The organism is Sorangium sp. So ce426, assembly GCF_051475585.1.
Lineage (GTDB): Bacteria > Myxococcota_A > Polyangia > Polyangiales > Polyangiaceae > Sorangium > Sorangium cellulosum_B.
Window position 1 is genome coordinate 11,725,897 of record NZ_CP150341.1, and the last position, 20,493, is coordinate 11,746,389.

The following is a 20,493-nucleotide window of genomic DNA, read 5'->3' on the forward strand; positions in this document are numbered from 1 at the left end:
GGTGCCTTGTCAACGTGGAGATACGGGGTTCGCCAGCGTGCCGACGCCGTGGATGGTGATCTCCACGAGGTCGTCGGGCTCCAGGGTGAACGAGTCCGGCGGGACGATGCCGGTCCCGGTCATGAGGACGACGCCCGTCGGGAAGCTCAGCTCGCGCGTGAGGTAGGCGACGAGCTCCTCGGGCGAGCGCCGCATGCTCGCGGTCGAGGTCTTCCCCGCGAACACCGCCTCGCCCCGGCGCCGGATCGCGAGCTCGATGGAGAGCGCGCGCAGGTTCAGCCCGGGGTCGTCCGCGAGCGCGATGGCGGGGCCGAGCGCGCAGCAGCCGTCGTAGACCTTCGCCTGCGGCAGGTAGAGGGGGTTGTCGCCCTCGATGGACCGCGACGAGACGTCGTTGCCGGCCGTGTAGCCGACGATGCGGCCCGCCGCGGAGACGACGAGCGAGAGCTCCGGCTCGGGCACGTTCCAGCTCGAGTCGCGGCGGATGCGCACCGGCGCGCCCGGGCCGACGACCAGGCGGGGCGTCGCCTTGAAGAACAGCTCGGGGCGCTCGGCCTCGTACACGCGGTCGTAGAAGTCGCCGCCGCCGGCGCTCTCCTCTTTGCGCGCGGCGCGCGAGCGCTCGTAGGTGACGCCCGCCGCCCAGACCTCCTGCCCGTCGATCGGGGCGAGCAGCGGGATGTCGGGCGGGAGGGGGTGGGCTTCGACGTGCGCGCGCGCGCGCGCGTCGCGCACAGCGCCGAGGGGATCCGGCAAGGCGAGCCACGAGGCGACGGAAGCGAACGCCTCCGGGGATGCCGCCGTGAGGTCGTGGCGCGCTCCCCGCTCGTCCTCGAGCCCGAGCCGAGGACCGCCACCGCTCGCAAACCGAAACAGCTTCATGTCCGCTCCTTCCTGCAGGGCCGCCCTGTCGATCGCGATGCCAGGGCCGCGCCGCCCTGCGCGCCGACCCACGCACTCTCGATGCAATCCTGGAATCGCGTCAACACTTCTCTCGTCGCTGCCTCTTCCGAGGGAACGCTCGCGCCGGCTGAGCCCGGGCCGTACGATCGGGCGGCTCGATGCGTTACGGCTCCTTGTTCATCGCGCTGAGCGCGTCGCTCCTGTGGCTCGCCGTCGTGGCCGGCGGCGCCGCGCTCGCCCTGCTCTGGCCGGCGCTGAGCTTCGCCCTCGTCGGCGCTGCCTACCTGGCGCGCAAGCCCGCCCTGCTAGGAAAGCGGGTCGACGGCGCGCTGGCGTGGTGGGCCTGGCTGCTGTTCGCGCCGTACTTCTTGCTCACGTGGTCGATATGGCACGGCGAGCGCCTGCTCGGGCGCGAGGACTGCGCGAACGAGGTCGTGCCGGGGCTCTGGGTCGGCCGGCGCCCCTGCGGCCAGGAGCTACCGGAGGGCGTGCGGGTGATCGTGGACCTGACGGCCGAGTTTCCCGCCGTCGCCGCGCTGCGCCGCCATCCAGGTTACCTGTGCGTGCCGGTGCTCGACGGCGCGGCTCCCGAAGCGGGCGCGCTGCGTGAGCTCATCCATCGACTGCACGGCAGGGAGGCGATCTACCTGCATTGCGCGTCCGGCCATGGTCGCTCGGCGACGATCGCGGCAGCGCTGCTGTTGACCCGGGGGCTCGCGGCGAGCGTGAGCGAGGCGGAGGCCCAGCTCCGGCTCCGGCGGCCGGGGATCCGGCTGAACGCCGCGCAGCGGCGATCTCTGGAGGGAATGCTGACTCGACATGAGGGCGGGTGACCCTGTTCGCAGGTCCGCAAACACGTGATCTTCACGGAAAGGGAAGATCTCGAAGGGAGGAGGCAAGTAGTCGCGACTCCACAGCTCGCGGCCATGCGGCCAGCGTGAGCGCGCCGCGCCGCAGCGCGCCCCGCCAAGGCCGAGTCAGCCGGCCTGCAGGGAGCGCCTCAGGCCCGCAGCTGCGCCGGCCCGGCCTCGCGCTCCTGTTCATCCGGCTCACCCGCGTCCTCCCACGCCGGGAAGGGATCCTCGAACCGGCGCCAGGCGGAAGGCCCTGCGGCCATCTCGTCCGGCGTGAGCAAGCAGGCGTCGAGCCCGCGCGTGAGCTCCTCTCGGACCATGTCGACGCCGATGAACACGATCTCCTGCCGCCGGTCCCCCCAGACCGGATGCCACGCGGCGCACGGCCGGTCGTCCTCCGGCCGCTCCTCTTCCGGTTCCGGCAAGGCGGCGTACCAGAGCCCGGCCGCCTCGAACGAGGCGGCGCCGCCCGCCTGCGACCAGGCGCCTGTGATGTCCATGCGCGTCGCCAGCCAGAAGAACCCCTTCGAGCGGAGCACTCCATCCCAGGCGGCCGCCCCGTGGAGGAAGGCCCAGAGCCGCTCCGGGTGCATCGGGCGCTCGGCGCGGTAGACGAAGCTCTCGATCCCGTACGCCTCGGTCTCCGGGACGTGCTCCCCGCGCAGCTCCCGCATCCAGCCGGGCGAGCGCGCCGCCTCCTCGAAATCGAAGCGCCCGGTGCCGAGGATCTCGCGAGGATCGACCTGGCCGCGGCAGGCCCTGACGATCCGGGCGCCGGGGTTCAGGTGCAGCAGCATCGCCGTGAGCCGCTCCACCTCGTCATCGCTCACGAGATCCGTCTTGTTGAGCACGAGCACGTTCGCGAACTCGATCTGCTCGACGAGCAGATCCGCGACCGTGCGCTCGTCGTCGCCGTCCAGCGCGGCCTCGCGCGCGCGCAGGTCGTCGGCGCTCGTCCAGTCGGCGAGGAACCGCTGCGCGTCGACGACGGTGACCAGCGTGTCGAGCCGGGCGACCTCCGAGAGGCGCTTGCCCGTCGCCGGATCATCGAAGGTGAACGTCTCGGCGACCGGGAGCGGCTCCGAGATGCCCGTCGACTCGATCAGCAGGTAGTCGAAGCGCCCCTCGGCCGCCAGGCGGGCCACCTCGACAAGGAGATCCTCCCGGAGCGTGCAGCAGATGCAGCCGTTCGACATCTCGACGAGCCGCTCCTCCACGCGGCGCAGCGCCGCTCCCCCGCCGCGCACGAGCGCGGCGTCGACGTTGACCTCGCTCATGTCGTTGACGATCACCGCGACGCGCAGCGAATCGCGGCTCGCGAGGACGTGGTTCAGCAGCGTGGTCTTGCCGGCGCCCAGGAAGCCGGACAGCACGGTCACAGGAAGCTTTTGCGTCACGTCGAGATCCTCTCTCGCCAGCGCCGGCGCGCTCCAGCGCGCGCGGGCGGCCCCGCCGCGCGTGCGGCCCTGCCGCGTGCGGCGTGGGGTGAACGAGGTGCACCCGCGGCCGCGGCGCGGGGTGAACGAGGTGCACCCGCGGCCGCGGCGCGGGGTGAACGAGGCGCATCCGCGTCACGGCGCGAACGGCAGGGCTCCGGTCTGGCGTGGGCTCTAGTTAAGGCAATCGTATTGCATTTGCAATAAAATATCTTCTGTCGCCGGCACGCACGCCGGACACCTCGCGCGCGGGCCGGCGCGCCGCGGATCCGTACGCCGGGACCGACCCGATCGCCGCGCCCAGCGCAGGTCGCCGTGCCGCCTGGTCGCTCGCCTCGACGGGCGCCGGCTCGGCGCTACGGTAGCCGCGTGGCCGCGCCACGCTCCCCGACGGCCCAGCGCGCCGCCCCCGCTGCGCGGGAATGGGCGGCGCTGGCGGGGCAGGTCTGGCGGCTCGCCTGGCCCGCGATCACGCACATGCTGCTCCTGACGCTGGTCTTCCTCGTCGGGCGCGGCATGGTCGGTCGCTATTCCACGACCGCGCTCGCCTCGAAGCAGATCTGCGGGACGCTCACGTGGACCCTCGTCTCCGTGTTCAGCGCCACCTCCGCCGGCACGCTCGCCGGGAGCAGCAGCGCGGCGATGAGCAGGGCGGCGAGCGGTCGATGGGCCTTCATGGGCGCAAGAGCTCCGGCATGTTCAAGAAAGATGCAAAGGCGAAGATGCAGAGAGGGAGAGGGCTGCCCACCCCCCGTCGGTGCTCGGCGCTGCGCGCCTGCGCGCCGCCGGCCCCTCCCCGGTCCGGCGCTGCGCGCCGGACGGGAGGGGTTCGCCGTCGTGTCGGGACCGCCAAGGCAGGTTTGCTCACGAGACATCTCCCGGGCCGGTTTGGGACGCGAGGCAGCGCCCGTGGGCACCGCAGCGGTGCGCGTCGGCTCTACAGAGTGATCCGATCGAGCGCGCCGATCGGCTCAGGAAAGTGCAGCGGCCTCTGACGATTTCCGGCAGCACTCGACGTCGTCGGAATGCATGGCGCGCGTCGCGTGCGCGGCGCCCACGCACGCGCGCGGCGCCCGTCGACAAAGCGGGGCTGAGCCGGTCTCGGGCCACTTTCGTGGGTGGAGAGTTGCTCCGGCTGCCCATCGGCCACCAACCGGCAGTTGCCGGCTGACCCGCCGAGTCGCACCCCGCAGGGTGCGACCTGCGGCACGCAAGGTGCGCTCGGAGCTGTACTGTTCCGGTCGAGCGATGTGAAGGCCCGATGCGCGTGCCCAAGGGCGAACCCCGTCGCCACGAGCCATTGCCGATGAGCGCCGGTCGTTGCCAGATTTTGTTGAGGGCAGTGCGTTTTTTCTCTCAGGACCGTCCGTCGGCGCACCGTTACTGCGCAAACTCCTGCGTATCGGCCTTGATGCCCGCGGCGGCGCTGTCGCCGTCGCCGTTGCCGCCGGGGCCGGGCTCGCCGGTGGTGAAGGTGAGGCCGCCGGTGGGGGGCGGAGTGCCGTGGAAGGCGATGCCGAGGGAGTGGCCGCCGATGCCGCCGCCGCCGATGCCGCCGTTGCCGCCTTTGCCGCCGGGGCCGCCGGCGCAGCCGGCCTTAATGTTTTGGATGCCATCCGGCACGGTGCCGCCCGGCCCGCCGAGGCCGCCGATGCCGCCCTCTTGACCGGGCCCGCCGTTGCCGCCGCGGCCGCCGCGGCCGGTCTTGAGCGAGACCTCGTCGAAGGTGAGGCTGGCGTCGAGGCTGACGAGGGCGATGCTGGCGCCGCCCGGTCCGCCGGGCTTGCCGCCCTTGCCGCCGCAGCCGCCGGGTCCGCCGGAGCCGCCGCTGGCGCCGCCGGGCGATTCGGCGGAGCACTGGTTGGCGGCGGTGCCGCCCTTGGCGCCGCCGCCCCCGCCGCCGCCCTGCGCGGTGGTGCCCGGCGTGCCGGGCCTGCCGGAGACGCCGGTGTAGCCAGAGGACGAGAGCGCGCCAAGGCCGGTGGCGCTCGGGCCGGGCTCGCCGGTGGCGCCCTCGGCGCCGGCGCCGCCGGCGGTGCAGACGTCTGTGTCTTCTCCCATGCCGCCGTTAACTGCATCCGCCGGTGTGCCGTTGTTCCCGTCACCGCCGCTGTCTAGCTCCCCGATACCTCCCCGTCCGCCCGTGGAATCGTCGCTCTGGTCGTCCGGTGTGCCGCACGTATTCCGCTTGACACCTCCGGGCACGACGATTTGCGCCGAGCACGCCTCCATGCCCGGGTTGCCCTGCTCGCCGCCGAGGGCCGGCTCTTCGTACGGCTCGCCATCGCTGCCGTCTGCAGCATTACCCGCCTCGAGCGTGCAGCGCGCCAACTCGACGGCGACGCCCTCCGCGAGCGCTGCGATTGACGACAGGCCCCGCGCTGCCTCGTGACTCGGGTCGATGGCGCGCGCGGTGACGTGGACGTCCTCGATGCGCAGCGCGCCGTCTCCGCCGCGCATGACGAGCGGGATCTCGCCTTCAGCGGCGGAGATCGCCGTCTTCGTCGTTTCGCCGATCCAGCCCCAGCCGTTCGAGCAGTCGAGCCCTCCGAAGAGCGCGACGCCACCGGGTAGCTCGATCGCTCCCTCGAAGGTCTCGGCGCAGGCGTACACCCTTCGCGCGACGCCTTCGTGCTGCGCCAGCGTCACGGCCTGCTCGATCGTCTTGACGGGCGCGTCCTTGGTTCCCGCGGCGGCATCGTCTCCGCTGGCCGCGACGAACACCCCGCAGTTATCGCTCACTGCCTCGCCGCTCTTGCTCGGCACGCACCCCAGCGGCGTGCTGCCTCCCTCGCCGCCACCGCCGTTCCCTCCGTCCGGTAGGGCGCACCGCGCCAAGTACGGGCAGTCCGGCAGCGGCGTGCCGCACCCAGCGCCGGCGGCGATTGCGAGACCGGTCAGCACGACAACGACACCGCTCCAGTTCATGCGTCGCATCACCCTCTTCTTCTGGTTCTGAAAAGTCGTCGCTCGCTCCGCCGCGTGCTCACTCAAAACGCACCTCCGATCGTGAGCCCGGCGCTCTGCGCTGTGACCGTGGGGACGATGCGCACGCCGCGTGAGGCCGCTTCTCGCGGCGCTCCGATCGGCCACAACACGGAAGCGAGGGCCGCGCCGGCCAGCGCCGCGCCTGCGGTCACGAAGCCGGCGATGGCCAGGTTCCTTGTCGTCTCCTCGGCGATGTACGCGTCGGCGAGCGCGTTGCACCGCGCCCTGCTGAACTTGGGATCGTTGCATGCGTATGCGCCGCCGTCCTTCACGATCGACTGGAGCGCCTCGCTCGCCTCCTCGCTCTTGCCGTTCGACACGACCACGAACACCACACCCGCCGCGATCGCCGCGCCGCCGAGCGCAAGGCCGCCGATCACGACGCCGTTGCGCACCCGCGTGTCCGGCGGCGGCGCCGGTGCGACAGGTGGCGGCGCGACAGGCAGCGCCGCCTGGGGCGGTGCCGCGGCCTGCGGTGCCCGTGGCTGCAGCGCGATCGTCCGCTGCGTCCCCGCGTCGAACCGCGTCGAGTGCTTCTCCACGAGGCCCGAGGCCGACCGCCCTTCGATCGTGTGCTCGCCCGGCTCCAGGTACAGCGGCGCGGGGAGCGGCGCCTGCCCCACGATCTTGCCGTCGAGCGCGACGGTCGTGCCGGGCTCGGCGTCGATCTGGACGACGGCGATCTTGGCCATGGCCTCGTCGAGCAGGGCGCGGTGTTCCTGGCTGAGCGGGGTCGGCTTGCCGTCCGGGGTTGGTCGCATGAGGAACGCCAGGTGTTCGGCGGCGTCCCTGTAGCGCCCGACCTTGAGCTCGCAGGCCGCCAGGTTGCCGGCGATCTGCCGGTGCGGCCGGATGCTCCACGCCGCGAGGAACCATGCGTGGCACAGGTCGTACTTCCCTTGCATCCACGCCTTCTCGCCCTTCGCGAACATATCGCTGGCGATCTTCGACAGCGCGTCTTCCCTCGGTGGCGCGGGCGGGGCGGCGTTCGCTGTTGCGGGCGACAGCAGGAGGATGGCCAGGAGTGAGGCGGCGATCGAACGACGGCTCTTCATGGGCGCAAGGGCTCCGGCGTGTTCATGAAAGATGCAGGGAAGAAGGTGCAGAGAGGGAGAGGGCTGCCCACCCCCCGTCGGTGCTCGGCGCTGCGCGCCTGCGCGCCGCCGGCCCCTCCCAGGTCCGGCGCTGCGCGCCGGACGGGAGGGGTGCGCCGTCGTGTCGGGACCACCGAGGCAGGTTTGCTCACGAGACATCTCCCGGGCCGGCTTGGGACGCGAGGCAGCGCTCGCGGGCACCGCAGCGGTGCACGTCGGTTCTACAGAAGAGATCGGATCGAGCGCGCCAACCTGCTCAGGAAAGTGCAGCGGGCCCAGTCGATTTCCGGCAGCGCCCGGCGTCATCGGAACGCAGCGCCCGCGCGTGGCGCCCATCGACAAAGCGGGGCTGAGCCGGTCTCGGGCCACTATCGTGGGTGGAGAGTTGCTCCGGCTGCCCATCGGCCACCAACCGGCAGTTGCCGGCTGACCCGCCGAGTCGCACCCCGTAGGGGCGACCTGCGGCACGCAAGGTGCAGTTGGGCTGTTACCGCGCCGAGCGAGGGACGTGAAGGCCCAATGCGCGTGCCCGAGGGCAAAACGTCCTCGCCACGAGCCATTGCCGATGAGCGCCGTTCGTTGCCAGATTTTGTTGAGGGAAGTGCGTTTTTTCTCTCGGGCCCGTCCGTCGGCGCACCGTTACTGGGCGAACTCCTGCGTATCGGCCTTGATGCCTGCGGCGGCGCTGTCGCCGTCGCCGTTGCCTCCGGGGCCGGGCTCGCCGGTGGTGATGGTGAGGCCGGTGGCGGGGGGCGGAGTGCCGCGGAAGGCGATGCCGAGGGAGTGGCCGCCGATGCCGCCGCCGCCGATGCCGCCGTTGCCGCCCTTGCCCCCGGGGCCGCCGGCGCAGCCGGCCTTGAGGTCCTCGACACCGGTCGGCAGGGTGCCGCCGAGGCCGCCGAGGCCACCGCTGCCGCCCTCTTGACCGGGCCCGCCGTTGCCGCCGCGGCCGCCGCGGCCGGTCTTGAGCGAGACGTCGTCGAAGGTGAGGCTGGCGTCGACGCTGATGAGGGCGATGCTGGCGCCGCCCGGTCCGCCGGGCTTGCCGCCCTTGCCGCCGCAGCCGCCGGGTCCGCCGGAGCCGCCGCTGGCGCCGCCGGCGGAATCGGAGGCGCACTGGTTGGCGGCGGTGCCGCCCTTGGCGCCGCCGCCCCCGCCGCCGCCCTGGGCGGTGGTGCCCGGTGTGCCGGGTTTGCCGGAGATACCAGCGTAGCCGGAGGAGGAGAGCGAGCCGAGGCCGGTGGCGCTCGGCCCGGGCTCACCGGCTGCGCCTTCGGTGCCGGCGGTGCCGGGGGAGCACGCGTTGACGTTTTCTCCGAGGCCGCGATTCTCGGCGCCGGCCGGCGTGCCGTTGTCCCCCCCTCCGCCACTGTCGAGCTGTCCGATGCCTCCGGTGCCGCCCGTGGAATCATCGCTCGGGTCGTCCGGCGTGCCGCACGTATTCCGCTTGACAAGGCCTCCGAGTGTTGCTTCCCCCGAGCAGGCCTCCTTGCCCGGGTTGCCCTGCTCGCCGCCGAGTGCTGCCTCGGCGTACGCCTCGCCGTCGGTGCCGTCCGCCGCGTCGCCTGCCTCGATCGTGCAGCGCGCCAACTCGACGGCGACGCCCTCGGCGAGCGCGGCGACAGACGACAGGCCGCGCGCCGCGTCGTGGCTCGGGTCGATGGCGCGCGCGGTGACGTGGACATCCTCGACGCGCACGGCGCCGTCGCCACCGCGCATCACGAGCGGGATCTCGCCTTCGGGCGCGGTGAGGATCGTCTTGTCCGTCTCGCCGATCCAGCCCCAGCCGTTCGTACAATCGAGCCCCCCGAAGATCGCGACGCCCCCCGGCACCTCCATCGCTCCCTCGAACGCTTCGGCGCACGCGTACACACGACGTGTAGCGCCCTCTTGTTGCGCTCGCGCCACGGCCGCCTGGATCGTCTTAACGGGCGCGGCTTTCGTCCCCAGCGCGGCATCGTCCCCCGAGGCCGCGACGAACACCCCGCACGCGTCGTCTACCGGCCGGCCGCTCGTGCTCGGCACGCATCCCTCCGGCGTGCTCCCTCCACCGCCCCCGCCTGCTTCCGCAAAATCGCACCGCATGTCGTACCAGCAGCCCTCAGGCGCCGTCCAGCATCCAGCGCCCGTGGCGACCGCGAGGCCGGCTAGCACGACAACGACACCGCTCCACTTCATGCGTCGCATCACCCTCTTCCTCTGGTCACCCCAAGTCGTCGCTCGGTCCTCCGTGTGCTCACTCAAAACGCACCTCCGATCGTGAGGCCGGCGCTCTGCGCAGTGACCGTAGGGACGATGCGCACGCCACGTGATGAGGCCGCTGCCCGCGGCCCGCCGACCGGCCACAGCACGTACGCGAGCGCCGCGCCGCCCAGTGCGGCACCTGCCGTCACGAAGGCGACGCCCGCCAGGTTCCTCGTCATCCGCTCGGCGCTGTTTGCGTCGTCGAGTGCGTCGCAGCGTGCTCTGCTGAACGTGGGGTCGTTGCACGCGTTGAAGCCGCCGTCCTTCGCGATCGAACGGCGCGCGTCGTTCGCCTCCCCGCGCTTTCCGTTCGACACGACTGCCAGCACCACACCTGCCGCGAGCGCCGCGCCGCCGAGCGCGAGGCCGCCGATCACGACGCCGTCGCGCACCCGCGTGTCCGGCGGCGGCGCCGGTGCGACTGGCGCCAGCGCGACCGGCGGCGGCGCCGCCTGGGGCGGCGGCGCCGCCTGCTCCGCCCGCGGCTGCAGCGCGATCGTCCGCTGCGTCCCCGCGTCGAACCGCGTCGAGTGCTTCTCCACCGCGCCCGCGGCCGACCGCCCCTCGAGCGTGTGCTCGCCCGGCTCCAGGTACAGCGGCGCGGGGAGCGGCGCCTGCCCGACGATCTTGCCGTCGAGCGCGACGGTCGTGCCGGGCTCGGCGTCGATCTGGACTACGGCGATCTTGGCCATCGCCTCGTCGAGCAGGGCGCGGTGTTCCTGGCTGAGCGGGGTAGGCTTCCCGTCCGGGGTCGGTCGCATGAGGAACGCCAGGTGCTCGGCGGCGTCCCTGTAGCGTCCGACTTTGAGCTCGCAGGCCGCCAGGTTGCGGGCGATCTGCCGGTGCGGCCGGATGCTCCACGCTGCGAGGAACCATGCGTGGCACTGGTCGTACTTCCCCTGCATCCACGCCTTCTCGCCCTTCGCGACCATTTCGCCGGCCGTTCTCGACAGGGTGTCGGCTTGCGGCGGCGCGGGTGGTGCGGCGCTCGCTGCCGCGGGCGGGAGCAGCAGCGCGGCGACGAGCAGGGAGGCGCCCGGTCGATGGAGCTTCATGGGCGCAAGAGCTCCGGGTTGTTCAGGAAAGATGCAAGAAGGAAGATGGAGAGAGAGAAGGAGAGGGCTGCCCACCCCCCGTCGGTGCTCGGCGCTTCGCGCCTGCGCGCCGCCGGCCCCTCCCCGGTCCGGCGCTGCGCGCCGGACGGGAGGGGTGCGCCGTCGTGTGGGGACCCCCAAGGCAGGTTTGCTCACGAGACATCTCCCGGGCCGGCTTGGCACGCGAGGCAGCGCTCGCGGGCACCGCAGCGGTGCACGTCGGCTCTACAGAGGAGATCGGATCGAGCGCGCCAACGTGCTCAGGAAAGTGCAGCGGACCCAGTCGATTTCCGGCAGCACCCGGCGTCATCAGCGCGCGGGCGGTACCCGCGCATGCGCGCGTCGCCCATCGAGAAAGCGGGGCTGAGCCGGTCTCGGGCCACTTTCGTGGGTGGAGAGTTGCGCCGGCTGCCCATCGGCCACCAACCGGCAGTTGCCGGCTGACCCGCCGAGTCGCACCCCGCAGGGTGCGACCTGCGGCACGCAAGGTGCGGTTGGAGCCGTACTGCTCCGGCCGAGGGATGTGAAGGTCCTATGTACGTGCCCAAGGGCCAAATTGCTCGCCAGAATGCATTGCCGATGGGCGCGGTTTGTTGCCAGATTTTGTTGAGGGCAGTGCGTTTTTTCTCGGCAGGGCTGTCGCCGGCACGAGGCTACTGAGCAAACTCCTGCGTATCGGCCTTGATGCCCGCGGCGGCGCTGTCGCCGTCGCCGTTGCCGCCGGGGCCGGGCTCGCCGGTGGTGATGGTGAGGATGGTGAGGCCGCTGGCGGGCGGCGGCGTGCCGCGGAAGGCGATGCCGAGGGAGTGGCCGCCGATGCCGCCGCCGCCGATGCCGCCGTTGCCGCCGTTGCCACCCGGCCCGCCGGCGCAGCCGGCCTTGAGGTTTGCGGTGCCATCCGGCACGGTGCCGCCGATGCCGCCGAGACCACCGCTGCCGCCCTCTTGACCGGGGCCGCCGTTGCCGCCGCGGCCGCCGCGGCCGGTCTTGAGCGAGACGTCGTTGAAGGTGAGGGTGGCCTCGAGGCTGATGAGGGCGATGCTGGCGCCGCCAGCACCGCCGGGGCGGCCGCCCTTGCCGCCGCAGCCACCGGGTCCGCCGGAGCCGCCGCTGGCGCCACCGGGCGATTCGGCGGAGCACTGATTTGCGGCGGTGCCGCCCTTGGCGCCGCCGCCCCCGCCGCCGCCCTGCGCGGTGGTGCCCGGCGTGCCGGGCCTGCCGGAGACGCCGGTGTAGCCAGAGGACGAGAGCGCGCCAAGGCCGGTGGCGCTCGGCCCGGGCTCGCCGCCGGTGCCCTCGGCGCCGGCGCCGCCGGCGGTGCAGACGTCTGTGTCTTCTCCGACGCCGCCGTTGGCTGCGCCCGCCGGCTTGCCGGTATCCCCGCCACCGCCGACGTCCAGCGTACCATTGCCACCGAGCCCGCCTCGGGAATCATCGCTCGGGTCGTCCGGCGTGCCGCAATCATTCCGCTTGACAAGACCTCCGGGGGTTGACTCCCCAGAGCAGGCCTCCTGGCCCGGGTTGCCCTGCTCTCCGCCGAGCGCCGTCTCGGTATGCGGCTCGCCGTCGACGCCGTCGGCGGCGTCGCCCGCCTCGAGCGTGCAGCGCGCCAACTCGACGGCGACGCCCTCCGCGAGCGCGGCGATGGACGACAGGCCCCGCGCTGCCTCGTTGCTCGTGTCGATGGCGCGCGCGGTGACATGGACATCCTCGACGCGCACCGCGCCATCGCCGCCGCGCATCACGAGCGGGATCTCGCCTTCCGGCGCGGAGAGAGTCGTCTTCTCGTTGTCGCCGATCCAGCCCCAGCCTTTCGAGCAGTCGAGCCCTCCGAAGAGCTCGACGCCGCCTGGCACTTCAATCGTTCCCTCGAACGCCTCGGCGCAGGCGTACACGCGTCGCGCGGTACCGTCCTGCTGCGCCAGTGCGATGGCGTGCTGGATCGTCTTGACGGGCGCCGCTTTCGTTCCCGCTGCAATATCGTCCCCCGATGCCGCGACGAACACGCCGCACATGTCGGCTACCGCGTCGTTGCTCTTGTTCGGCACGCAGCCCTCCGGCGTGCTGCCACCCTGGCCACCTCCTCCATCCGCAGAATCGCACTGGAACATGTGCGGGCAGTCTGGCGGCAGCGTGCCGCACCCTGCGCCGGCGGCGACCACGAGGCCGGCCAGCACGACAACGACACCGCTCCACTCCATGCGTCGCATCATCCTCTTCCTTTGGTCACCGCAAGTCGTCCCTCGCACCGCCGCGTGCTCACTCAAAACGCACCTCCGATCGTGAGTCCGGCGCTTTGCGCCGTGACCACCGGGGTGATGCGCACACCGCCTGCAGCCTCTGCCCGCGGCGTTTCCACCGGCCATAGGGTGTACGCGAGCGCCGCGCCGCCCAGCGCGGCGCCCGCTGTCACCAGGGCTGCGATCGCCAGGTTCCTTGTCGTCCCCTCGGCGACGTATGCGTCGGCGAGCGCGTCGCAGCGCGACCTGAACGCGGGATCGTTGCACGCGTTCGCGTCGCCGTTCATCGCGATCGCTCTGGTTGCATCGTTCACCTCGTCGCTCTTGCCGTTGGACACGACCACGAACACCACGCCCGCCACGATCGCCGCGCCGCCGAGCGCCAGGCCGCCGATCACGACGCCGTCGCGCACCCGGGTATCCGGCGGCGGCGCCTGCGCCGGCGTTGGCGTGACCGGCGGCGGCGCCTGCGCCGGCTCCGGTGTGGTGGTCGCCCGCTGCGGCGCTTGCAGGTGGAGATCGATGTTCCGTTGCGTCCCCGCCGCGAGCGTGAGCGGGACCTGCGCCTGGGCGCCGGCGCGGGACTGCCCCTCGAGCGTGTGTTCGCCCGGCTCCAGGTAAAGCGGCGCGGGGAGCGGCGCCTGCCCCACGATCTTGCCGTCGAGGACCACCGTTGTGCCGGGGGCGGCGTCGATCTGGACGACGGCGATCTTCGCCATCGCCTCGTCGAGCAGGGCGCGGTGTTCCTGGCTGAGCGGGGTAGGCTTCCCGTCCGGGGTTGGTCGCATGAGGAACGCCAGGTGTTCAGCGGCGTCCCTGTAGCGTCCGACTTTGAGCTCGCAGGCGGCGAGGTTGCCGGCGATCTGCCTGTGCGGCCGGATGCTCCACGCCGCGAGGAACCATGCGTGGCACTGGTCGTACTTCCCTTGCATCCACGCCTCCTCGCCCTTCGCGAACATGTCCCGCGCAGCTCGCGACATGGCGTCGGTTTGCGCTGGCGCTGGCGAGGTGGCCTGCGGTGTCGCGGCCGGAGGGGCTTGCGGTGTCGCGGGCGGGGCGGCGCTCCCCGTCGCGGGCGACAGCGCGAGGGCGGCGAGGAGCGAGGCGGCGAGTGATCGATGAATCTTCATGGGCGTCAGAACTCCGGCTTATTTCCGAAGGGAAGAGGGGCGTGCACGGGCGCGGTCGCCGCCGGGGCGGGCGTGGACGACGCGGTGGAGCGCGGCGCCGGAGCGCGCTGCGCGCTCGGCAGCGCCCGGACCGCGCCGGCTCGGGGGGCGGGCACGGCCGCCGCGCTCGGGCGCACCACCGCGCTCTGGGCGGGGGCGGTGGCCGAGGCGGTCGGGGCGGCGAGAGCCGAGGCGGAGGCGGTTGGGGCGGTGGTGGCCGAGGCCGGCGTGCTCGGAGCGACCGGGGCCGAGGCCGCCGTGCTCGGAGCAGACGCCGATGCCGGCGTGTTCGGAGCAGACGTCGTGGCGGACGCGCTCGGGGCCGGCGCCGAGCTCGCCGCGCCCGGGAGCGCGCTCGGCGGTGCCGGCGGGGCGATCGCGCCGCCGCGCTCGTCCTCCAGGGCGCTCTTCTTGCCGGCCAGGAAGGCGAGCGCCGTCGGAACGAGGACGCAGAGCGCCGCGACCAGCGCGATCAGCGCGTACCGGAGCCATCGTCGCGCCCGAGGCCGCGCCGTCGCCGCGCCCCCCGCGGCGCCGGGCACGGCCTTCGCCGCCCCTCGCGCGCCGCGCTTCCCCTGCTGCTGCGCCGCCTCCTGCTGCGTCAGCACGTCCTGGAGGCGCGGGTTCTCGATGGCGCGGCGCAGGTTCTCGTCCGAGGCGTCCTGATCCGCGACCCGGCGCAGGGTCTCGTCGTTCGGCAGGTAATTCTTGACGTCGTGGCTCATGCGGCACCTCGATCAGAACGGTCGTGCGGGCGCCTTGCGCGCGGGTGGCGGCGGGGCGGCGCGCCGGCGGTCGGGTGCCGGCATGCCATAGATGTCGTCGTCCTCCTCCTCCAGCACCGTGAAGGGCGGCCGGGCGCGCTGGGCGCCAGGCGTCGCCCGCGGCTGCGGCGCCGCGGCGGCTGGGCGAGGTTGCGGCGCCGCCAGGGCGGGTCGCGGCTGCGCGGGCGCAGGCGACGTGGGGGGCGCGGCCGCGACGTGGGGGGCGTCCGGCGTGGCAGGGGGAGGGGGCGTCGCCGCCTCCTGCCCCGAGGCCGCCGGTCGCGCGCTGCCGCCTGCCTCGGGCGACGCCGCCCCGCCAGCCGCGGGCCCCGCGGCCGGCGGCGGCGCGGGCTCCATCAGCGGCTCGACGCTCGAGGGCGGCGCCGGTGCGCCGGCGCTCGACGCCCCCTCCGGCGGGCTCACGGTCACGATCCGCCTCTCCGCAGGCTCGATCGCGACGGGCGCCGGGGCCGCGACGTCGCGAGGGGAGCGCCAGACGAGCACGAGCCCGGCCGAGAGCCCCAGCGCCAGCGAGCACGCGCACGCGACGGCGACGACCCACCCCAGCCGCGCCCTCCGGCGCCGGTCGATGGGTGATGGACCCAGCCCGAGCGATTCGGAGGGGATGCCCTGCGTCAGGGCGGTCCCCGCCCACGGAGACCCTCCGCTCGACGCCGGGCCGAGCTCGACCGACTGGGGCGGCATGCCCGGCTGGGCCGGCATGCTCGGCTGAGGCGGCATGCTCGGCTGGGGCGGCATGCTCCCCGGCAGGCCGGCCTCGGCCCACGGCGGTGCTCCGCTCGGTGCAGCGCTCAGCTCGTCGGGCCGCAGCGGCGCGGTCGAGGGCAGGGGGCCCTCGAACGAGCGCGCCCGTGCGTTCGGATCGGCCGCGGCGGTGGCCGCGTGCGGCGTGCTCGCTCGCGCACCGGCGCTCCCTCCCAGCGGGGCGGTCGAAAACCCCACCCGCCTCGTCGCCTCCGGCGCGTACGCGCCCGGCCCCGGAGCGCCCGTGGGCACCCCGCGAGCGTCGAGGAGCGGCGCGGTCGTGGGCGCCACGGTCGCCGGTTGCTCCCGCGGCAGGGTGCCGTGAGGCGCCGGAGCAACGCCCGCCGCCGGCCCCGCCACGCCAGCCGCCGGCCTCGCCGCGCCGGGCATCGGGGCCGTCCAGCCGCGGCCCCGCAGCTCGGGCGGCGTGGCGCCCGCCGGCCGGAACGGCAGCGCCGCCTCCGGCGCCTGGAACGCGGCGGCGAGCGGCGCCGTCCCGAACTGCGGCACGTGAGGCGCTCCGTCCGGCCCCGGCCACGCGGCGCGCTCGTCGGTGCTCTCCGGACCGCCGCCCGCGCCCCGCGCCGCGCCGGCGTCGAGCTCCGGCCAGCTCACCTGGCGGTTCCGGGGCTGGGGCGCGACCGGCGGGTCGCGCCGGTGCTCCGCCGCGAGCGGGACGCGCCCTTCGTCGCGGGGGTGCTCCTCCCGGTAACGGCGGACCGCCCGCGCCAGCGCGCGCTGGACCTCGGCCGCCCGGGGCCGCTCGCGCGGGAGCTTCGAGAGCATCCGGTCGACGAGATCGCTGATCTCCCGGGCGTCGAAGCCCGGCACCGCCTCCACGAGCGGCGTCGGCACGGCGTGGAGTTGGTGGAGCATCACCTCGCCCGCGGTCGGCACCTCGTGCGACGTCGCCGCGAACGTGTGCCGGCCGGCGATCATCTCGTAGAGGATCATCCCGATCGCATACACGTCCGACGCCTTGGTCGCGCCGTCCCCGAGCATCTGCTCCGGCGCCATGTAGTGCACCGTCCCGATGTTCGCGAACGGGTCGCTCGACGTGTGCCCCGCCGGCTGCCGCCGGATCCGCTTGGCGATCCCGAAGTCCACGACCTTGACCAGCCCGGCGCGCGTGACGAGGGCGTTCTCGGGCTTGAGGTCGCGGTGCACGATGCCCGCCCGGTGGGCCACGCGGACGGCGTCCGCGATCTGCGCGGCGATCGAGAGCGCGCTCGGGAGGTCCAGCGCGCCGGCGCGGAAGATCAGCTCCCGGAGCGAGATGCCTTCGATGAGCTCCATGACGATGTACATCACCCCGCCGCGCGTGATGCCCGCGTCGTAGACCTTGACGATGGCGGGGTGGTCGAGCTCTGCCAGGACGCGCGCCTCCTTGCGCTGGCCCTGGGCGAAGCCGCCGCCCTGCATGTACTTGCGCCGCACGACCTTGAGCGCGACGCGCCGCCCCAGGTACTCGTCCTCCGCGACGTAGACCTGCCCCATGCCGCCCTCGCCGAGGAGCCGCACGATGCGGTATTTCTCGCAGCGATCACCGGTGGCGTAGGTCCGGTCCTCGGCCGGCGGCGGCGCGTCCGAGCGGGTGCCCTCCGGTAGGCTCATGGCGAGCTGCCTTCTACGCAGCGCGCTCGCGGCGGGTCAATGGCGCCCGCGGCGCGGGGGCGCGCGCGGTACGGCTCTGGGAGGGCGTTCAGCGCTGTGGGCACGGGGCTCTGGCGGGGGCGCCGCGGCTCTGGGAGCTCCTGCAGAGTGATCGGGCGCTGGGGCCGGATGTGCTCAGGAAATCGGCGGGCGGCGATCGAATCGGGGGCGGCCTCCGAGGGGGACGCTGGGACGAGGGGCAGCCCCGTAGCCGCTCCTGCGCAGCCCCGTAGCCGCTCCTGCGCAGCCCCATTGCCCCCCTGCGCGCCCCCGACGCCCCTCCTGCGCGCCCCCGACGCCCCTCCTGCGCAGGCTCGACGCCGCTCCTGCGCACCCATGTCGGTGTCCTTTGTTACAGTCGATCGGTGCCTGCGCGGCCCCGGCGCCCCTCCTGCGCGGCCGCGGCACCCCTCCTGCGCAGCTCCGTTGCCCTCCTGCGCGCCCCCGACGCCCCTCCTGCGCAGGCTCGACGCCTCTCCTGCGCACCCATGTTGGTGTCCTTTGTTACAGTCGTTCGGTGCCTGCGCGGCCCTGGCGCCCTCCTGCGCGGCTCGTGCATGAGCTCTGCGCGGCAATCAGGTGGCCCCTGCGCTGCGCCCGCTCTGGGCCTTCGTCATGGTGCTCAGCTACTCGCGGCGGATCTTCCTGCGCTTCTTCCCGAGCGCGGCGATGCCCTTCTTCGTGCATCAGCACCTTCGGCTCGCTCGTCCCACCTAGGCGCGAAATCCACAATAAACGATCTGGGGTCTGAGCCGCACAGACTCCCGGCCCCGCGTGGTCGTGATCGTGATCGTGGTCGTGTTCGTGCGCGTGTTCGTGCGCGTGCGCGTGCGCGTGCACGAAGACGCACAACGCGCGAGCCCTTCCCGTCGATGTAACGCGCACGTCCAACACCGACCGTCCACTCCTGGACCACGAAAACCTCGACGCCTACCGCGTTGCCATCTCATGGGCGTCGTCCAGGGCAAGGACGTCGAGCAGGGCAAACGGCTTCTGTCACGCCTCGCGGGTATCCTGACAAGGATGTGCCGATAGACACGTGTGTCGTGCACGCGCACGCGCACGCGCACGACCACGCGCACGAACACGAACACGAACACGAACACGAACACGAACACGAACACGAACACGAACACGAACACGCGTTCGTGCCGTGTGATGGACTGCCCCTTTTTCTTGTGGGGAGGCGGCGGCGCGCGCGTCGAACGGCCGCGCGTCGGCAGGAGGGATCGCGCTCGGCGGGGCAGACGCGCGGCTCAGGCCCGCTTCCGTCTATCCGGGCGCAGCACGCCGAGGAGGATCACGTCGACGACGTGGGCGAGCTGGGCCTCGTCCACGATCGTGCGGTCCGCGAGCATCTTGTGCCGGAGGTAGGCCGCGAGCAGCTCGCACGGCAGCAGCGGATCCGCGCCCGGCGCGAGCTCGCCGCGCGCGACCGCGGCCTCGATGATGGCCAAAAGCCCCGCCTCCTGGACCGCGCGCAGCGAGCGGGCGATGGTCATGAGCTCCGAGTCGAGCCCCTCGGACAGGAACACGTGAAAGAGGCTCTGCCCCACCGGCGACGTCTGGATCTCGATGATCGCGCGCCCCAGCGCGACGAGGTCCCCGCGGAGCGAGCCCGTGTTCGGCGGGATGATCTTCTCGTCCGTGACCGACAGGAGCGCGGCCCGCACGAGGTCCTCCTTCGTCGGCCAGCGCCGGTAGACGGTGGTCTTGTTGACGCCCGCGCGCGTCGCCACGTCCTCGATCCGGAGCGCGCGGTACCCCGCGCTCGCGAGCTCCTCCAGCGTGGCGGCGAGGATGCCCCGCACGACAGGCTCGCCGCGCACGAGCGCGCGCGTCTTCGCGGAGCCTCGCTTCGCCGTGCGCTTCGCCGTCGTCGCCTGCATCAACCACCATTGAAGTTCCGCTGCGCGGCACACGCCAGCCCAATTTCACGGCGTGGCCGGCTATCGCACCCTTTCGTTGCGATCATCGCAACCAGCGGTTGCGGTCGCCTCCGGCCGTGTTATACCCATCGCAACTGTCGGTTGCGGTCGCCTGGGCGCCGGCGCGCCTGGGCGCTGGGGCCGGAGGCTGGGCGACGGGGGAACGAGCGGACGGCGCAGCGCGCCGGCGCGCGCGGCGCCGTGCTCCGCCGAGGCCGCGCTCCGCCCGCATCAGGCCGCTCCGCGACCGACGCTGCCCCGAGGGACCCTTGATCCACACAACGACGAAAGGCCGCGCCCGAAGCCTCCTCCTGCTCCTCGCGCTCGCCGCCGCAGCGGCGGGCTGCGGGACAAGGGCCAGCGCCTCCACCGCCGCCGAGACGAACGGGCCCAAGGCCCGCGTCGAGACCGCGGAGGTGCGCGAGCAGCCCATGCCGCGCAGCATCGCGCTCACCGGCACGCTGCGCGGGGATCGGGAGACCGATCTCGCCGCCAACGCGGTCGGCCGCGTGGTGGAGACGTTCGTCGAGCGCGGCGCCGAGGTGAAGAAGGGCGACCTGCTCGCGCGCCTCGACGTCCGCGCCGCCGCGCTCTCCGCCGCGGAGGCGCAGGCGAACGCCGCGCTGACCCGCGCCCAGGAGGAGACGGCGAAGCGCGAGTGCGAGCGCTACAGGGCGCTGCTCGAGAGCGGCGCGATCTCCGGCGTCGAGCACGACCGGATCGCCGACCAGTGCCGGAGCGCCCCGCTCTCGGTCGCGGCCGCCTCCGCCCGCGCCCGCGCCGCCGCGCAGAGCGTCGGCGACGGCCAGATCCGCGCGCCGTTCGACGGGGTGGTCGCCGAGCGCTTCGTCGACGTCGGCGAGTACGTCCGCCAGGACTCCCGGGTCGTCGCGCTCGTCTCGAAGGGCGCGCCGCGCCTCCGGTTCACCGTGCCCGAGGCGAGCCTCGCGGCCGTCAAGACAGGCGGCGCGCTGACGTTCACCGTGCCGGCGTACCCGGGGCGGTCGTTCGCGGGCACGGTGCGCTGGGTGGGCGCCGCGGTCCGCGAGGCCACGCGCGATCTCGTCGCCGAGGCCGAGGTGCAGGACCCCGACGGCGCGCTGCGGCCGGGCATGTTCGCGTCCGTCGCGCTCGCCACGGACGAGGCGCCGAGCCCCGTGGTGCCGAGATCCGCCCTCGTCCCGCGGGACGGGCGCGCGCACCTGTTCGCCGTCGTCGACCACAGGCTCGAGGAGCGCGTCGTGCAGACCGGCGTGGAGAAGGGCGACGCCGTGGCCGTCCTCCGCGGCGTCCGCGCAGGGGAAGCGATCGTCATCAACCCGTCCGAGGCGCTCCAGAACGGCCAAGCCGTGGAGTGAGGT

Annotated in this window: 15 protein-coding genes; 3 read left to right on the top strand and 12 right to left on the bottom strand. The window is 73.4% G+C overall.

Annotated elements, in window-relative coordinates:
- Positions 1-9 precede the first annotated feature (9 nt).
- Positions 10-882: a fumarylacetoacetate hydrolase family protein gene (locus WMF44_RS44035; protein ID WP_437296025.1), complete on the bottom strand. Its 873-nt coding sequence runs from the start codon at positions 880-882 to the stop codon at positions 10-12.
- A 179-nt stretch (positions 883-1,061) separates the two neighbouring features.
- Between WMF44_RS44035 and WMF44_RS44040 the strand changes: the two genes are divergently transcribed.
- Positions 1,062-1,736: a phosphatase domain-containing protein gene (locus tag WMF44_RS44040; protein WP_437296026.1), complete on the top strand. Its 675-nt coding sequence runs from the start codon at positions 1,062-1,064 to the stop codon at positions 1,734-1,736.
- 167 nt (positions 1,737-1,903) lie between these two features.
- Here the strand turns inward: WMF44_RS44040 and WMF44_RS44045 are convergent, their stop codons facing one another.
- The 10 genes from WMF44_RS44045 to WMF44_RS44090 form a co-directional block, all read right to left on the bottom strand.
- Positions 1,904-3,154 carry a GTP-binding protein gene (locus tag WMF44_RS44045; RefSeq protein WP_437296027.1) on the bottom strand — a complete coding sequence of 417 codons (1,251 nt, stop codon included), beginning with the start codon at positions 3,152-3,154 and terminating at the stop codon, positions 1,904-1,906.
- Between the two features lie 566 nt (positions 3,155-3,720).
- Positions 3,721-3,870: a hypothetical protein gene (locus WMF44_RS44050; protein ID WP_437296028.1), complete on the bottom strand. Its 150-nt coding sequence runs from the start codon at positions 3,868-3,870 to the stop codon at positions 3,721-3,723.
- Positions 3,871-4,573: 703 nt separating this feature from the next.
- On the bottom strand, positions 4,574-6,130 hold the full coding sequence (locus WMF44_RS44055) for a PGRS family protein (protein ID WP_437296029.1): 1,557 nt from the start codon (positions 6,128-6,130) through the stop codon (positions 4,574-4,576).
- Positions 6,131-6,183: 53 nt separating this feature from the next.
- Entirely contained in the window at positions 6,184-7,236 is a 1,053-nt protein-coding gene (locus WMF44_RS44060; protein ID WP_437296030.1) for a hypothetical protein, read from the bottom strand.
- Positions 7,237-7,914: 678 nt separating this feature from the next.
- Positions 7,915-9,462 (bottom strand): PGRS family protein, encoded by a 1,548-nt coding sequence (locus WMF44_RS44065; RefSeq protein WP_437296031.1) that lies wholly within the window; start codon positions 9,460-9,462, stop codon positions 7,915-7,917.
- Positions 9,463-9,515: 53 nt separating this feature from the next.
- Positions 9,516-10,574: a hypothetical protein gene (locus tag WMF44_RS44070; RefSeq protein WP_437296032.1), complete on the bottom strand. Its 1,059-nt coding sequence runs from the start codon at positions 10,572-10,574 to the stop codon at positions 9,516-9,518.
- A 692-nt stretch (positions 10,575-11,266) separates the two neighbouring features.
- The gene (locus tag WMF44_RS44075) at positions 11,267-12,826 is read right to left on the bottom strand and encodes a PGRS family protein (protein ID WP_437296033.1); all 1,560 of its coding nucleotides are present in this window, start codon (positions 12,824-12,826) and stop codon (positions 11,267-11,269) included.
- A 50-nt stretch (positions 12,827-12,876) separates the two neighbouring features.
- A complete protein-coding gene (locus WMF44_RS44080; protein ID WP_437296034.1) occupies positions 12,877-13,983 on the bottom strand; it encodes a hypothetical protein in 1,107 nt (368 codons plus the stop codon).
- Between the two features lie 5 nt (positions 13,984-13,988).
- On the bottom strand, positions 13,989-14,747 hold the full coding sequence (locus tag WMF44_RS44085) for a hypothetical protein (protein ID WP_437296035.1): 759 nt from the start codon (positions 14,745-14,747) through the stop codon (positions 13,989-13,991).
- A 12-nt stretch (positions 14,748-14,759) separates the two neighbouring features.
- The gene (locus tag WMF44_RS44090; RefSeq protein ID WP_437296036.1) at positions 14,760-17,165 is read right to left on the bottom strand and encodes a protein kinase domain-containing protein; all 2,406 of its coding nucleotides are present in this window, start codon (positions 17,163-17,165) and stop codon (positions 14,760-14,762) included.
- 618 nt (positions 17,166-17,783) lie between these two features.
- Here WMF44_RS44090 and WMF44_RS44095 point away from each other — a divergent pair.
- Positions 17,784-17,921 (top strand): hypothetical protein, encoded by a 138-nt coding sequence (locus WMF44_RS44095; protein ID WP_437296037.1) that lies wholly within the window; start codon positions 17,784-17,786, stop codon positions 17,919-17,921.
- Positions 17,922-18,460: 539 nt separating this feature from the next.
- Here WMF44_RS44095 and WMF44_RS44100 read toward each other — a convergent pair.
- Positions 18,461-19,093, bottom strand: coding sequence for a TetR/AcrR family transcriptional regulator (locus WMF44_RS44100; RefSeq protein ID WP_437296038.1), 633 nt, complete (start codon positions 19,091-19,093; stop codon positions 18,461-18,463).
- Positions 19,094-19,401: 308 nt separating this feature from the next.
- On the opposite strand from WMF44_RS44100, the gene WMF44_RS44105 reads away from it, so the two are divergent.
- The gene (locus WMF44_RS44105) at positions 19,402-20,490 is read left to right on the top strand and encodes an efflux RND transporter periplasmic adaptor subunit (protein WP_437296039.1); all 1,089 of its coding nucleotides are present in this window, start codon (positions 19,402-19,404) and stop codon (positions 20,488-20,490) included.
- Positions 20,491-20,493: the final 3 nt, after the last annotated feature.